Source organism: Winkia sp. UMB3158 (assembly GCF_030217145.1).
Taxonomy (GTDB): domain Bacteria; phylum Actinomycetota; class Actinomycetes; order Actinomycetales; family Actinomycetaceae; genus Winkia; species Winkia anitrata.
In genome coordinates this window covers 34,547-51,110 of the sequence record NZ_JASONH010000009.1, presented here as the reverse complement: position 1 = coordinate 51,110, position 16,564 = coordinate 34,547, and the positions used below count along the sequence as shown (strand labels likewise).

Sequence of the window (16,564 nt, the reverse complement as noted above, 5' to 3'; positions counted from 1 at the left end):
GTTTAGGTGGCAACCGAGGTGGTACCGCGGCTCATGTCGTCCTCGAAGCAGAGGAAAAGGAGACCATGAGCAAGGATCCGCAAGAAGCAAAGCGAGGGGCCTACCCACGCCACCGTGATAGCGCAGTCGCCTCCTCTCCTAACTTCCCCCAGATGGAAGAGGAGACCCTGGCCTATTGGAAAGAAGACGACACTTTCCGCAAATCGATCCGCAACCGTGATGCGGGCGAGGGCGGCTCAAACGAATTCGTGTTCTACGATGGCCCCCCGTTCGCCAATGGTCTGCCCCACTACGGGCACCTGCTGACCGGGTACGTAAAGGATTCCGTCGCGCGCTACCAGACCATGAAGGGCAAGCGGGTAGAGCGTCGCTTTGGCTGGGACACACACGGCCTACCCGCCGAACTCGAGGCAGAACGCATCCTGGGCATCGAAGATAAGTCCGAGATTGAAGGCCCTGACGGCATCGGCATTCAAAAGTTCAATGACACCTGCCGCTCCTCTGTGCTGCGTTACACCGACGAATGGCAAGAATACGTCAACCGACAGGCCCGTTGGGTAGATTTCGAAAACGACTACAAGACCCTAGACGTGACTTACATGGAGTCGGTCATCTGGGCTTTCAAGCAGCTCTACGACAAGGGGCTGGCATATGAGGGTTACCGGGTGCTGCCGTACTGTTGGCACGACCAAACTCCGCTGTCCAACCACGAACTGAAGATGGATGACGACGTCTACCAGATTCGCCAGGACAACACGGTTACCGTAGGCCTGCGCCTAGAGACGGGCGAGCTGGCGCTGATCTGGACGACTACTCCCTGGACGCTACCGTCGAACTTGGCCATTACCGTTGGCGAAGACATCGACTACGTAACCATTGCGGTAGCATCCGACCTGGACTCGCCGTTGGCCGGCGAGAAGGTTGTGATCGCCAAGGCCCTGGCTCCCAACTATGCCAAAGAGCTGGGCGAGGACCCGCAAGTAGTAGCTGAATACAAGGGGAAAGATCTGCTAGGGCGCCGCTACACTCCAATCTTTGATTACTTCATGGATGGGGCCAAAGAGGGCGAAGTTCCTGGGCCGAATGCGTTTACGGTAGTAAGCGCCGATTACGTGTCCACCGAAGATGGCACCGGCTTGGTGCACACGGCACCTGCCTTTGGTGAAGACGACATGTTTACTTGCATGGCGGCAGACATCAAGGCCGTCGTTCCTGTGGACGAGGCGGGCAAATTCACCTCGCAGGTACCTGAGTACGAAGGCCTGCAGGTATTTGACGCTAATAAGCAGGTTGTTCGCGATCTGCGCCGCGGCATTGAAGACGATGAGGGGCCGCTTGCCCGTATTCCTCGCGAGCAGCGAGCCGTGCTGGTACGTCAGCAGTCCTACGCCCACTCTTACCCGCACTGCTGGAGGTGCCGCAAGCCGCTGATTTACAAGGCAGTATCCTCCTGGTTCGTGAAGGTTTCTGCTTTCCGCGACCGCATGGTCGAGCTGAATGAGCAGATCACCTGGGTGCCTGACCATATTAAGGAAGGCCAGTTCGGCAAGTGGCTGGCAGGTGCTCGCGACTGGTCCATCTCGCGTAACCGCTTCTGGGGAAGCCCGATTCCGGTGTGGAAGTCCGACGACCCGCAGTATCCGCGAGTAGACGTATACGGCTCGCTGGAAGAACTAGAGCGCGACTTCGGAGTAGAAGTGAAAGACCTGCACAGGCCGTTCATTGACACTTTGGTGCGCCCCAACCCCGATGACCCAACTGGCAAGTCCATGATGCGTCGCATTCCGGACGTGCTCGACTGCTGGTTCGACTCGGGGTCCATGCCGTACGCGCAGGTGCACTACCCATTCGAGAACCAGGAGTGGTTCGAAAACCACTACCCGGGCGACTTCATCGTCGAATACATTGGGCAGACTCGCGGCTGGTTCTACACCCTGCACGTGCTGGCGACCGCCCTGTTTGATCGTCCTGCTTTCACCTCTTGCGTAAGCCACGGCATAGTCCTCGGAGATGACGGCCGCAAAATGAGCAAGTCCCTGCGCAACTACCCGGATGTGAACCAGGTATTCAATTCTTATGGATCGGATGCGATGCGGTGGTTCTTGCTGTCCTCGCCAGTGGTGCGCGGTGGCAACCTCGTGGTTACCGAGAAGGCGATTCGCGACACCGTCCGCCAGGTCATGTTGCCGTTGTGGAACTGCTACTACTTCTTTGCCCTGTACGCTGGCGCGTGCAATAACGGCGAGGGGTATGCGGCGAAGAAGATTGACTTCGCAGATCGGGAAAAGATTGCTTCGCTACCTGTCATGGATAGGTACCTGATCGCTTCGGTCAAGAAGCTAGTCGAAGAGGTCGACGCCGATCAGGACTCCTACGATGTAGCCGGTGCTGCTCACGCGGTGGAGCGCTTCACTGACGTGTTGACCAACTGGTACGTTCGCACGTCCCGCCAGCGCTTCTGGGACGAGGACGAAGACGCTTTCGATACACTGTATTCAGTTCTCGAAGTCCTCATGCGTGCCATCGCGCCGCTAGCCCCGCTGCTGGCAGAAGAGATCTACCGCGGCCTAACCGGGGACGAGTCGGTGCACCTTGCCGACTATCCTGTGCTTGGGGATGCCTGCGCAGATGATGAGCTGGTTGCCACCATGGACGAAATCCGCGACATTGTCTCGGCAGCACACGGGTTGCGAAAGGCAAACAAGCTGCGCGTCCGGCAGCCGCTGCAGACTTTGACTGTAGTTTCTGAAAACTCTGCCGGCCTGGCAGGGTTCAAGGAACTGGTCGCAAGCGAGGTAAATGTCAAGCAAATGACACTTGTCCCGGCGGCTGAATCAGGCCTGGAAGTAGCGAAGGAACTTTCGCTGAACCCGCGCGAGTTCCCGCCCCAGGTGCGCAAGCACACCTCTGCGCTTTTCAAAGCCCAGAAATCTGGAGCGTGGACAGAACTGGAAGACGGCAAAGTCCGCTTCGATGGCGTTGAGGTAGACGGCGAGCCAGTCGTTCTTGGCCCCGGCCAGGTGGCGACCTCGGTGAAGGTCACGGCAGAGGAGGGCCAGGCGGCAACCGTGCTGGGGAACGGCACCTTCGTCGTCCTCGACACAACCGTGGATGCGGCGCTGGAAGCTGAAGGTTATGCTCGCGACGTGATCCGCGTAGTGCAGGACCAGCGTAAAGCTGACGGATTGCACGTGGCAGATCGAATCAACTTGGTCATCTCGGTACCCCAAGAAAGGATTCCGGATGTGCGGATGCATCAGCAGATGATCGCCGCCGAAACCCTGGCCAAGACGGTTTCCTTCGAGGCTAACGAAGAATCCGACAGCGAGGTTCACGCTTCTGTAACCCGCGTGGAAAAGTAGCCTAGAAACAGTTTGGGCCCAGCAGCTAAGTGCTGGGCCCAAACTTATTTAACCGATGTCAGATCTTTTGCGGCTCGATCTTCCAAACGTCATTGGCGTAGTCGCGGATTGTGCGATCAGAGGAGAAACGGCCGGAATTGCAAATGTTTCGCCAGCACATCGCTGCCCAGGAATGGCGATCGAGGTAGTCCTCTACCAACTGGTCGCGCACCTTCCGGTAGTCAGCAAAATCGCCGAGTACGTAGTACATGTCTGCTGGTTCGTAACCGGGCGATTCCAGGAGCGAACGCCGCAGATCGTGGAAGATACCTGTGCCCCCATCGTCGAAGGTGCCGTCGATAAGAGTGTTCAGCACCCGCTCGAGGCCGGGCGTCTCGTGCATAGTGCGGACCGGATCGTAGCCTGCACGCAACTGTTCGAGTTCGTCTACGCGGGCACCAAAGATGTAGGCATTGTCGTCTCCCACAGCGTCAACAATTTCGACATTCGCGCCGTCCATAGTGCCAAGCGTTAGAGCGCCGTTCATCATGAACTTCATGTTGGAAGTGCCAGAAGCTTCCTTGCCGGCTACCGAGATCTGTTCGGAGACATCGGCGGCAGGAATAATGTTTTCGGCAGGGGAGACGTTGTAATTCGGCACGAACACAACCTGCAGAATCTTTGACACCTCCGGGTCGGAGGCTATCAGCTCACCAATAGCGTTGATGAACTTGATGATTGTCTTTGCCCGCACGTACCCAGGAGCAGCCTTGGCCCCAAAGATGAACACTCGAGGCGGGTAGTCGCCCTCGGGATTGTCTTTGATCCGGAAGTACAGATCCAAAATATAGAAGGCGTTCAGAAGCTGCCTCTTGTACTCGTGCAGCCTCTTGATCTGGACGTCAAAGATGGCGTCAGGGTTGACCTCAATGCCGTCGCGCCTCTTCAGCCACGCAGCAAAGTCCTTCTTATTAGCATGTTTTATTTGAAGTAGTTCAGAAAGTACCTCGGGATCGTCCGCATACCCTTCCAAGGCGTGCAGGCGATCGAGGTCGCGAACCCATTCGTCAGAGCCGCTCAGCTTAGTTAGCAGGGACGAGAGGCGAGGATTGCACTGCCGTAGCCACCGCCGCGGGGTAACCCCATTGGTCTTGTTGTTGAATTTCTCAGGCCAAATGTCGTACCAGTCATGCAACGTGTCAGACTCGATGATCTGCGTGTGCAGCGCGGCCACGCCATTGATCGAGAAGGAGGCATAGCAGGCAATCCAAGCCATGTGGATGGAGCCGTTCTGAATCGGCGCCATGTAGTCAATCTTGCCTTGGTCGTATCCGGCTTGAGCTAGCTCTTCGCGGAAGCGGCGGTCGATCTCGGCAATGATCTCTAGAACTCTTGGGAAGAGCCGCTGGAAGATTGAGTACTCCCAGGTTTCTAGAGCTTCGGCGAGCACGGTGTGATTGGTGTAGGCAAAGGTGTGGGTGACAATATTCCAAGCATCGTCCCACCCAAGGCCGTGTTCATCCATCAGGAGTCGCATGAGCTCGGGGATGGCGAGCACCGGGTGAGTGTCGTTTAGCTGAATGCAGTTGTAATCGGCAAACCCGCGTAGATCCTCGCCATGGTGGTCAATATAGTTGTCGATCATCGTCTGCAGCGAAGCCGAGACGAAGAAGTATTGCTGGCGTACTCGCAGAACTTTACCCTCGTAGGTTGTGTCGTTGGGGTAGAGGACGCGGCACAGGTCGGCAACGCGCTCGCGTTCGATGATTGCATCGGTGAATCGCTGCGAGTTGAAGGCATCGTAATCGAATTCCTCCATCGGCTCGGACTTCCAAAGCCGCAAGGTGCCCACGTTCTTGGTACCGTACCCGGTGATCGGCATGTCGTAAGGTATTGCCCTAACCGTCATGTCAGCGAAGTGGACGATACGGAATTCTTCCTCGCGGCGGATGACGAACGGGTATCCCTCTTCCATCCACGGATCAGGGTGTTCCCGCTGGTAGCCGTCTTCGAAAGACTGCTTGAAGAGGCCGTAGCGGTACAGGATGCCGTAACCGGTCACCGGTAGGTCCAGCGTGGCACAAGAATCTAAGAAGCACGCCGCTAGCCGGCCCAGCCCGCCATTACCAAGTGAAGCATCCGGCTCGGATTCCAACACATCCACCAGATTGATGCCGAAGGCGTTAGTTGCTTCGCGCGCTAGATCTACTAGGCCAAGATTTGTGAGGTTGTTGAGCATTGCTCGGCCCATAAGGAACTCTGCCGAAAAGTAGTGTTCCGTTCTAGCAGAGGCAAACTTCTTAGCTGTCTTCTCCCAATTATCCGCGATGCGCGAGACTACTGCCTCGGATAGTCCGGTCCACATTTCGATGGGGGTGGATACCTCTGGGCGCCTGCCTGATACCGATCGCGTGAATGATCCCAGTTCTGCTGTTAGATCTTTTGTCATTACTATCTCCGGCTTCTGTGGTTTTGCCACTGTTGGGAGGCGGGATTCCGCCTGTAGGTCTGTGTTAAGGATATGGGTAGTGTGCCTGAAGGGCCATGGCAGGGACGTTTTGTCTTTCCCGTTGGGCGAAATAACCCAAGAGATGCCGAGGGCGAGGTAGGGCAAAACAAAAGGAGGGGGCCAGCCCCCTCCTTTTGAGTAACAATGGATCTGAAACTTGTGCTTAGTGCACTGTGCCCGTTTGCAACATGGTGGACGCACCCTTCCTAATGCGTCCCGAAGCAACGTCGATTCCCAACCCGATTGCAGTCATTATTACCGCCGGGACAATCCACCCCAGACCGGCGTCACCCAACGGCAAGTGTGTCCAAATCGAGTCCGCGAAGGTTTCGTGTCCAGGAACGGAACGAACCGAGTCAACAATGGCGAACAGCGCAGCGGTCCAGGCACCGGCTCGGTATGTCCACTTCATGTGGCCGGGAATAACGATGTCTAGGATGCACACCAAGGTAAAGATGATGGTGATGGGGTAGACGAATACGTTGATAGGAGCAACTACCTGCAAGATTAGGTCCAGGCCCAGGTTAGACAGGGCAGCTGCAATGAACACGTGAATCATTACCATGGTGGGTAGTGAAACAGTGGGGAAGAGGCGGCAGAAATACTGCGACGAGGCGCTGACGAGACCTGCCGCGGTAGTTAGACATGCCAAGAATACGATTCCACCAAAGACGGCCATGCCCGCCCTCCCGAAGAGCGTATGCGACATTCCCGACAGAGCGACCGCGCCATTGGCCACCGAGGCGTCGGTGACGCGTGCGCCCAACGCGGCTAGTCCGAGGTAGACGACCGCAAGGATGAGGGCGGCAAAAAAGCCCGTGAGTACGGTGGCGCCGAAGAGGCGTTTGCCTTCGCCGAAGCCGTAATTTTGAAGAGAAGAGATGATGACCCCGCCGAAGACAAAGGCTGCAATAGCGTCCATGGTGAAGTAGCCCTGCAGCACACCTGTAGCCAGGGGGTTAGAAGAAAAGTCTTTGGCTGGTGCGTGCGAAACAGGTGAAAGAGTGAAGATGCCTACGATTACCAAAATTGTGATCAGAATGAGCAGGGCGGGAGTCAGGATCGCCCCGATTCGTTCGGTTAGCTTCTGAGCGTTTAGGCAGGTGAGCGCCACTAGTGCGAAGAAAACAACAGTGTAGAGCGCTAGTGAAACGCGATCATAAGAGTGGGGGAAGAACTGCTTTACCGACATTTCGTAGCTCACGGTAGCTACGCGGGGGATTGCATAGAGTACGCCGGTGGACAGGAAGACGATGAGTGTGTAAATGAAGCCAAACTGAGTGCCCATGCGTTTCGATGAGCTGGTGATGCCCTCGCGAGAGGTTGCCGAAGCGACCATCGCTAGAGCAGGTAAAGCTACGCCGGTACATAGGAACCCAAAAATAGCCGCGTAGAAAGAGGTGCCGGAATTGACCCCGATCATAGTGGGGAAAATTAGGTTGCCCGCTCCGAAGAACATGGCAAACAGGGCAAGGGACGTTACTAATATGTTCTTAAAGTCGCGTTTAGAACGCAACACTGACTCCGTTTTAGCTTTCATAGGCCGATTATGGCAAACAGTCCTGTCTTTCCGAGCTGGTGATTCACGTTTTGATATGGCATCTAAAATGCTTGGGTTCCAGGTTTCTAAGTAATGCTCCGGCGCATTAAGATTGAGTTGATGAATAACGAACACGATGCGGATCACACCAGCGCGGCGGATGCCTTCTTGGCAGCGGTAGATGAGGCAGGCCAGTCGGGCATAGACCCGGAGTTGCTGCCCTATCTGGAAGCGGCCGACCAGGACGAGGAACCGAAGAAACTACCGGTGACGGACATAAGTGCCGAGGCCGAAGAGAGGCAGGCTCTCGAGAATTTGGTCGAGGCCTCATTGCTAGCAGGACCGTTGCCCGAAGTGGTAAACGAAGTTAGTAAAGAAAAGACTCCGGAAGAAGCCCACCAGGACCTGCTAAAAGAAGCAGCCCGTGAGGCCGCCCTCGACAAGGAGGTCAGCCGGATCTACGCCCAAATTATTGCGCGCGCTCCCGAGCACAAGGTGCAGCCTTCCCTTGACCGGGTAGCTATGGCAATGCAGTACTTGGGAGACCCGCAGCAGTCCTTCCCGGCAGTGCACATCACGGGTACCAACGGGAAGACCTCTACCGCGCGCATGATCGATTCGCTGGCCCAAGCTACTGGTCTGCGGACCGGACGATTCACCAGCCCGCACCTGCATACCGTCCGCGAGCGTATCTCGCTCGACGGTGAGCCTATCTCGAAGGAAGGCTTCATTGCCGCCTATAAGGATGTGGCTGACATTGTCAGCATGGTAGATCAGAAGAATGCCGCTGGGGAGGGAGCGCGCCTGTCCTTCTTCGAGGTGTTCACGGTCATGGCCTATGCAGCTTTTGCCGATTACCCGATTGATCTTGGCGTTATAGAGGTTGGAATGGGTGGCAGGTGGGATGCCACTAACGTGATCGATGCTGGGGTAGGAGTCATTACTCCAATTAGTAAGGATCACGAGAAGTGGCTTGGATCGACGCTGCCTCAGATTGCCTCAGAAAAGGCGGGCATTATTAAGGAGGGAATGATCCTTATCCTGTCCAAACAGGAAGGGTCCGCCCGGCAGGTGATCTTGGAGGAAGCCCAGAAGAAGCACGCTACTGTTCGTGAATACGGCAAGGATATTGAGGTCCTGTCCCGCCAGAATGCTGTTGGGGGACAATTGATTACGGTGCGTACGCCCGCGGCGGTGTACGAGGACGTGTACGTGCCGCTCTTCGGACGTCACCAAGCAGAAAATGCTGCGCTCGCCATCGCTGCGTTCGAGGCTATGGCCGGTGGTAAGGCCTTGGATGCGAGGCTGCTGGAACAGGGGATGGCGGCGGCGAGCTCGCCAGGTCGGGCCGAGATACTGCGTTCCTCCCCAACGGTCATGGTCGACGCTGCGCACAATCCAGGCGGGGCGGCAGTGTTGCGGCGTACTCTCGAGGACGACTTCCCGTTCACGGACATCGTGGGCGTGTATTCGGCTATGGGAGACAAGGATGTAGAGGGCGTGCTTTCAGAGATGGAACCGCTTCTGCAAGCTATCGTTCTGACCGAGATGCCGGGCGAACGGGCCATGAAGATTGATCGGCTTCGCCAGATTGCGGAGGACGTGTTCGGACCGGACCGGGTGCTTGTTGCAGAAGATACCGCCTCCGCAATTGATCAGGCTGTGACCGCTTCGGAGCAGGCGGGCGCGCCAGCACCGAACACCGCTGTAGTTGCGTTCGGATCGGTAGTATTTGCAGCACACGTGCGTGAAGTGATGGGCGTAGGAAAAGCCCCATCCGAGAACGTGCCCAGTAATATATAGATACTCAGCAGAAAGGTAAGAAGGTGTCGCAGAGTGAACGCACACTAGTGCTGGTCAAGCCCGAAGCGTTCAAACGTGGTTTGACCGGGGAAGTTATCAGGCGTATCGAGGCCAAGGGCTACGAACTAGAGGCTCTTGCAGTAGTAACGGCCGACGAGGCAAAACTGCGTGAGCACTACGCAGAACACGTGCATAAGCATTTCTTCTCTGACCTTGTCGAATACATGTCCTCCGGCCCGATGACGGCAATTGTGGTTCGCGGAGAACGATGCATTGAGGGAATGCGCGTCATGGCAGGATCTACCGATCCCACTACTGCCCCTGCGGGAACGCTGCGCGGAGACTTCGGCCGCGACTGGGGTTCGAACAATATCGAGAACGTGGTGCATTGCTCCGATTCGCCCACCAGCGCTGAACGAGAAATAAAGATCTGGTTCTAAGCCGGCGTGTATCTAAAAAATCTGACCCTGCGGGGTTTTAAGTCCTTTGCCGGCGCTACCACTATGCGCTTAGAGCCGGGGATTACCTGCGTGGTTGGCCCTAATGGCTCAGGCAAGTCGAACGTCGTAGACGCGCTTGCCTGGGTCATGGGCGAACAGGGAGCGCGCGCACTGCGCGGTACCGCCATGTCAGACGTGATCTTTGCAGGCACCTCTGGCAAAGCCGCCCTCGGAAGAGCACAGGTGACACTCACCATCGACAATTCGGATGGGGCTCTTCCGATCGACTACGCAGAAGTAACCATCTCTCGCACTCTGTTTAGGGGAGGCGGCTCCGAATACCACATCAATGGCACCCAGTGCCGCCTGCTGGACGTTCAAGAACTCCTTTCCGATACGGGCATGGGCAGGCAGATGCACGTGATCGTGGGGCAGGGCCAGCTCGATGCCATCTTGTCGTCAACCCCCGAGGAGCGGCGCGGCTTCATTGAAGAGGCCGCAGGGGTGCTAAAACACCGCCGGCGGAAAGAACGGGCCATCTCAAAACTGAACCAGATGGCAGGAAACCTTTCCCGAGTTGAAGATCTAACAGACGAGATAAGAAAACAACTTGGCCCCCTTGCCCGGCAGGCAGAAACCGCCCGCCGCGCCGACGTGATTAGTGCTAACGTTCGCGATGCCAAAGCGCGCCTGCTCGCCGACGATGCGGCCGCGCTCGCGGAGAGGCTTACCTCGCTGAACGAATCCGGGGCGGCCCTGGAACAGAAGAAAAAGGAAGCCGAAAACAACCTCTCTACTATCACCCAAGAGCTAGAACGTGCCGAGCGAGAAGAATCAGAAGGATCCCCGGCACTGGAAGCACTAACCACCGGATGGCAGCGCCTCACCGCGGTATCTGAACGGCTGCGCTCCAACCAAATACTTGCCGCAGAGCGGGTAAAATCCCTGTCCGTACCCATCGCCTACCATGGGGAAGATCCAGCAGAACTCGAGCGCAGGGCCGCGGCAGCCACCGAGGAAGATAGACGCCAGATGGAACACATCGAGGCGGCGGTCGGGTATCTGCAGGAAATTACTGCCGCGAAAGTAGAGGCCGAAAAGGAGCGCCTGAAGTTAGAGCGCGAACTCGCCCTCGCCAAGTCTGTCGCCGGGAAACGAAATAAGGAGCGGGAACGCTTAGAACGCGAAGTCTCTTCTGCAAACTCGCGTTTTGATGCGGCTACCTCGCACCGAAAAAACGCGCTGGAAGCGCTCAGCCTTGCAAAAACTCGCTTTGAAGCCTCCAAGGAAGGCGAAAAGGCCGTTGCGCTACCTCAGAAAGACCAGGAAGTAGCCAAGGTGCATGAAGCTGCTTCTGCCGATGTGCGCGCGCAAAGAGAAAAGGTGGTGCAGGCGCGCAGCAAACACCAGCAGGCTCTTGAGGCTGAGATGCGGTGGACTTCCAAGAGAGATGCGCTCGCCTCTACCGTAGCGCCGGCCGACGCTACTGCCTCCTTGCTGGATCGCGAATTGCCGGGCCTGTTGGGATCATTACCCCCGCTAATTGAAATTTCCGAAGGGTACGAGGACGCGATCGCCCTGGCCCTGGGGGAGCTGGCAGGCACCGTTGTGGCCGATTCTGTAGAAAATGCGCTGGCTGCGGCCGATGTAGCGGGAGGCCCGGTGAAGCTCGCAATCGCCTCCCAGCAAGCACCTGCCTCCCAACCTGAGCTGAAACACGGGCGGTGGGCTCGGTCGGTGGTCACTGCCCGCGAGGGTGTCATGGAAGGATTCCTCGACCTTGCCCTTGCAGGAATCGTCATCGCGGACAGTCGGCAAGAGGCCATTGCGGCCCTGACGCAACCGAACGTTACGACCGTTATCAGTAAAGATGGCGAAATCATCTCGCTCCATCGCATCGAAACCGGAGGAACAGAGGTCGAATCCGTCCTCTCGATGCAAGCACGTCTAGACAATGCCACCAAAGAAGCCATGGCGGCCTCCCGCGCCAGCCTCGCCGCCAAGGGGGGATTAGAGAGGGCGGAAAAGGACCTGAACGCGGCAGAAGAAGATGAAGCCCGCGCCCTGCGCAAACTACGCGAAGCCGACTCAGCATACGCCAAGGCCGCAGAAGAGGCAGCGGCTTTGAAAGCGACGGTCAGCGCGGCGAAGGCGGAACTAGATCGCGCCCAGCAGGCGCTAGTGCGTGCCGATCAGGAAAAGGACACGTTCAGGCAGCGGAAGGAAGACGCTGAGCAAAACCTTGCTTCGTTCCTGGAAAGTCCCACAGACTCAGTTGCGGTAGAGGAAGTAGAAAAAGCCCTCGTGGAGGCCCGGCAGCGCGAAAGCGAATTGATCAAAACTGAAACCGATGCGAGGTTGTCGCATAGATCTGAAGAAGAAAAGGGCCGCCATCTGCGCGATAGGGCCTCTGCGCTGCGGAAAAATGCTGCTAGACAAAAAGAAGAGCGCAATAGGGCAGTGGCCGGGGAAGCTCGCCGGAAGCAGAAGCTGAAAGAAGCAGAAAAACTTCGCGACATGGCCACGGTGGCACTCGAAGCAGCCCAGGGAGCCCTGGAGAGGGCAAGAGCGGCTAGGGCGCAGGAAGAAGAGGCCGCGAAAGCGCGCTCGGGGCAGATAAAGCAGATCCGGAAGCGTTTAGACGATGCCCGCAAACAACTGGCGTCGCTCACCGATAGTGCCTATAGGGGGGACGTCGCAAAAGCCGAGATTAATGCCCGCAAGGATCAGCTGGCTGCGACTGCGCACGACGAACTATCGCTCAGCCTGGATGAATTAGTGCAACACTATGGCCCCCATCTGCTGGTGCCCGACCCCGAGCAGCCAGATGGGCCAGGATATCCTTACGTGCGTTCCGAACAGGAAAAGCGCCTTCGCAAAGCCAATCGCGAACTGCGCGCACTGGGGAAGGTGAACCCGCTCGCGCTCGAGCAGCACCAAGCGCTTTCTGAACGCTATAAGTTCCTTGCGGACCAGCTAGCGGATTTGCGCTCCTCAAGAGATGATCTGCTGCAGATTATCGAGGACGTAGATACCCAGGTGCGAAATGCGTTTTCTGAAGCCTTTGCCGACACGCGCCAGGCATTTCACCACGTGTTCGAGATGCTCTTCCCAGGAGGGCAAGGGGACTTGGTGCTTACCGATCCGGAGAATATGCTCACCTCTGGTATTGAAATTGAGGCGAGGCCCGCCGGGAAGAAAGTCAAGCGCCTGTCGCTGCTTTCTGGTGGGGAACGGTCTCTGGCTGCGCTGGCAATGTTGGTTGCAATCTTCAAGGCCCGTCCCTCTCCCTTCTACGTGATGGACGAGGTCGAAGCGGCGTTAGATGATGCGAATCTAGCTCGCTTGCTTACAGTGTTCGAGGAATTGCGGCAGAGCTCGCAGCTGATTGTGATTACCCACCAAAAGCGCACTATGGAAAAGGCAGACGCTCTGTATGGAGTCACTATGCAAGGTGGAGTAACTAGCGTTGTGTCACAGAAATTAGCTAAATAGCGGCCGCATCGTTAGCGCAAATGTTATGTTTTGGTCACGGTTTTTCTAAAAGGGACTTTTCCGGTGCGAGCGGGCAAAATTTCATGGCAAAATCATAGGCATGGACGCGTCCTTGTTGCTTGTATTTGCGGTGCTGATCATCACGGTAGTGGTGGCATGTTTAGTAATGGCAGCTGTAATCCGCACCCGTAGACCTGATGGGGGTCTGACCAAGTGGGTTCGTGATTCCACCACAGCATGGCAGAAGCGGGAACTTTCGCATCTAGGCGCGCAGCATCCCACCGATTCGAAGTTGGGATCGATTCTGTCCGCTTCTACTCCCGCGCCGGCCACTCCGCGCGTCCTCAACGACACGGAAGACTTTGCGAACGCGGCTAACGAAGTAAAAGAGATAACGCTTTCTGAGGCTCGCGAACTCTCTAAGGCCAGGCTCGTGCGTCGCATTACCCGCGCCACAGGTCAGCGTGCACTGGCAGATATCAACTCTGATGCGGTCCTTATCGACAACGGTAAGGATGCTGCCGGAAACGATCTTCCGCCCTCTTTTGCACCTAAGGTTTCTAAGCCCGCCCCCTCGGCAGGATCGTCCTCTAGTAAGTAGAGGTTTCGCATCCGCGCCCAAAATAGGCGATGATTAGGGCATGGAACATATTCTGCAGATCGTCTCTAGGCCGGAAGTATGGATCCCAGCGCTCGTAGTAGTGCTGATTCTAGTTGTGGGTGGGGTCGTAGCCCATAACCGCAAGCAGATTAGTCCACCCCCGGAAAAGCCGCAGCTGCCAAGCTCTGAGGAGTCGGTGCAGGGGGAGGCCCCAGTCGAACCGCAGCCGCAACCTGAAAAGCAGGCAGAACCTGCCACCCAGGAGCCACCCCGAATTGAGAAGCCTTCTGGGCGTATGGCGAAGTTGCGCTCCCGCCTCTCGAAGTCCGGCGTGCTCGGCTCCGCGTTGCTATCCGTGTTGGGCAAAGGGGATCTGTCCACCTCTGATTGGGAGGAAATTGAAGACAATCTACTGATGGCAGACTTGGGCCTAGACGCAACTGAGGAAGTGGTTTCTCGGCTGCGCAAGGAGGTCGCTGCTGACGGCACTCACGATCCGCAGCGGGTAAAAGAAATATTGCGGGCAGCTCTTTTAGAGCAGGTAGGCCCGGATATGGACAGATCCATCAACTTCTCGGCAACTGATGAAAACACTCCGGGAGTAATGCTGATAGTGGGCGTAAATGGCACTGGTAAGACCACGACTATCGGCAAGATCGCCCGTATCGCCAAAGCAGAAGATAAGAAGGTAGTGCTGGGAGCCGCTGACACATTCCGCGCCGCCGCGGCGGAGCAGCTGCAGACGTGGGCTGAACGCGCAGACGTAGAGCTCGTCCGCTCTTATAAAGAGGGCGCAGATCCCGCTTCGGTAGCATTTGATGCGGTAAAGATCGGTAAGGAAAAAGGTGCGGACGTAGTAATCGTCGACACCGCCGGCAGACTCCAGAACAAAGCGGGCTTGATGGATGAGCTAGGTAAAGTAGCCCGAGTCATTGGCAAGCAAGCCCCTCTGACCGAAGTATTGCTGGTGCTCGACGCCACTACCGGCCAGAACGGGATGCAGCAGGCCAGAGTTTTCAACGAAGTTGTGAACCTGAGCGGCATCGTCCTAACCAAGCTGGATGGGTCCGCTAAGGGCGGCATTGTTGTTTCGGTACAGCGTGAGCTGGGGGTACCAGTAAAACTGGTGGGCCTTGGCGAGGGCGCTGACGACCTGGCGCCTTTCGATCCGCAGACTTTCGTAGACGCAATAGTGGGTGATTGATGAGCACCCTCGAACCGCCACGGGGGTTACTGGCGGATTCTTACTCACCCACCTTCGGTATCGCCTATAGGGGGCAGCTGTTTGCCCAGCGAAAGGAACAGGTAGAAAAATACGTTCCCGACGATGCTGACTACGCGGTGGGCTTTGCCGGCGCTATGGGAAAGGCAACCGCTGGTCCTGCCTGCCCAATGGAACTGGTAATTTCCGGTCCTGGAGCCAGTGAAGGGGCTGCACTACTGGGGGAAGCCCTCGGTGCTAGGGTGCATTTGGCCAGACCACAGCTCTTAGAAGGAGACAACCTTTGGAATGTCCTCTCGCTGCTGGACCTAAAATACATAGCGGGTAAGTCTGGGATCTTGGAAATCCTGAAGAGGGAATACCTGTCCCAATGGAGGCTGCGCGCCAATCAGGTTATTCCCAAGCTGATTGATGAAGCGATGGAACGCTGGGACAAGCTCGGCCAGCTAGCACACCTTAGCGAACCGGATATTCTGCGCGCTCGCGGTGGGCTAGCCGACCTGCGGCTACTGGATTGTGTGGAATCTTCGTGGCTAGCCGCTGCGAACCGGGCGGGGCTGGACCGGGCAGGTAGTCTGCTACGCGACGTTCGCGATTGCGTTGAACATTTTTCGTCTACCCAGGTGTTGCGGATCGAACAGCAAGACCTAGTGGCGGACTATATGGGCACTACTGCAAGGCAATTGCGGGCCACCATTGCGCAAGCCTCAATAGAGATAGAAAATGCTACCGCCCGTCTGCTTGATCGTGCCGAAGCGGTAGCCAGAGGCCCAAAGAAAACACTCCCGAGGGTAGTGCGGGGAATTCGGAAGGCTCCGGCTCTACAGATTATTGACAAGTCAGTAGCGCTCCATTCAGGGCAGGTAGTTCTGTCCTCCAAACGGGATCTTGCAGATCCGCACCTAGTGTTGCGGCTGGCTAGGGCGGCAGGCAGACGCCAAACATACCTGGGAGCCTGGACGGTATCCGCCCTCAGGGGAGCGAAAATGCCCTCTGAATGGGACGATACGGCTCGTCAGCTACTAATAGACTTCCTGGTATCTGCTGGATTTAGACAAATATTTGGGCAACTGGACAGGGTGGGGATCCCTTCTCGGATATTTCCGCTGTGGGAACAGGTACGTTCCAAACCCGTAAAAGGGCAGCGCCTGACAAAGGACTATTTCCTGGTTGAGCTCACCTACTTCGCCTGCGGGCTGGCATCAAGAAGAATAACATCTGTTGTCCCGGCCCGACCCATGGCTCCCCATCCCGCACCTGGAGTAGTAGCGCTGGCGGCAATCCTCAGCGGTTTTTCTAAGTCCCAGGCATCTGAAGTGCTTATGAAACTGGGGGTCGACTCCGAGTGGCGCAGCGATATCTTGAAATCGATAGAGCTTGGGGAAGTTCTGTTGCAGGCTGTTTCCTCAGATGCCAGTATGCGAGCTGTTGACGAGGTAAACGAGGCAATTGGGGGCTCGAAACATCTGCTGTCGTTGCTGGCTGTCTTGGCCGAAGCCTACCTGCTGGCGGTAGGAGCCCCTCGGGGGCAGCTTTCAGCACTGGCAGACCTGGTTTACATGGTGGATGAAACACAGGTGCTTGCTGACCCGCCTGACTTTACCCGATAAGGT

At 56.8% G+C, this 16,564-nt stretch carries 9 protein-coding genes; 7 read left to right on the top strand and 2 right to left on the bottom strand.

The window, feature by feature from the left end; genetic code table 11:
* Window positions 1-65: 65 nt before the first annotated feature.
* Entirely contained in the window at window positions 66-3,362 is a 3,297-nt protein-coding gene (gene ileS / locus QP400_RS09755) for an isoleucine--tRNA ligase (RefSeq protein ID WP_004804661.1), read from the top strand.
* 58 nt (window positions 3,363-3,420) lie between these two features.
* Here the strand turns inward: ileS and QP400_RS09750 are convergent, their stop codons facing one another.
* Both QP400_RS09750 and brnQ read right to left on the bottom strand, forming a co-directional pair.
* Window positions 3,421-5,790 carry a glycogen/starch/alpha-glucan phosphorylase gene (locus QP400_RS09750; protein ID WP_004804663.1) on the bottom strand — a complete coding sequence of 790 codons (2,370 nt, stop codon included), beginning with the start codon at window positions 5,788-5,790 and terminating at the stop codon, window positions 3,421-3,423.
* A 223-nt stretch (window positions 5,791-6,013) separates the two neighbouring features.
* Entirely contained in the window at window positions 6,014-7,390 is a 1,377-nt protein-coding gene (gene brnQ, locus QP400_RS09745) for a branched-chain amino acid transport system II carrier protein (protein ID WP_004804665.1), read from the bottom strand.
* Between the two features lie 120 nt (window positions 7,391-7,510).
* Between brnQ and QP400_RS09740 the strand changes: the two genes are divergently transcribed.
* From QP400_RS09740 to QP400_RS09715, 6 genes are all read left to right on the top strand, one after another.
* Window positions 7,511-9,193, top strand: a complete 1,683-nt coding sequence (locus QP400_RS09740; RefSeq protein WP_051004214.1) for a bifunctional folylpolyglutamate synthase/dihydrofolate synthase — start codon at window positions 7,511-7,513, stop codon at window positions 9,191-9,193.
* Between the two features lie 23 nt (window positions 9,194-9,216).
* A complete protein-coding gene (gene ndk, locus QP400_RS09735) occupies window positions 9,217-9,633 on the top strand; it encodes a nucleoside-diphosphate kinase (RefSeq protein WP_004804669.1) in 417 nt (138 codons plus the stop codon).
* 6 nt (window positions 9,634-9,639) lie between these two features.
* A complete protein-coding gene (smc, locus tag QP400_RS09730; RefSeq protein WP_285462660.1) occupies window positions 9,640-13,128 on the top strand; it encodes a chromosome segregation protein SMC in 3,489 nt (1,162 codons plus the stop codon).
* Between the two features lie 100 nt (window positions 13,129-13,228).
* A complete protein-coding gene (locus QP400_RS09725; protein ID WP_004804674.1) occupies window positions 13,229-13,729 on the top strand; it encodes a hypothetical protein in 501 nt (166 codons plus the stop codon).
* Window positions 13,730-13,769: 40 nt separating this feature from the next.
* Entirely contained in the window at window positions 13,770-14,933 is a 1,164-nt protein-coding gene (gene ftsY / locus QP400_RS09720; RefSeq protein WP_004804676.1) for a signal recognition particle-docking protein FtsY, read from the top strand.
* Window positions 14,933-16,561: a bifunctional uridylyltransferase/uridylyl-removing enzyme family protein gene (locus QP400_RS09715; RefSeq protein ID WP_004804678.1), complete on the top strand. Its 1,629-nt coding sequence runs from the start codon at window positions 14,933-14,935 to the stop codon at window positions 16,559-16,561. Before ftsY ends, QP400_RS09715 begins: the two co-directional genes overlap by 1 nt.
* Window positions 16,562-16,564: the final 3 nt, after the last annotated feature.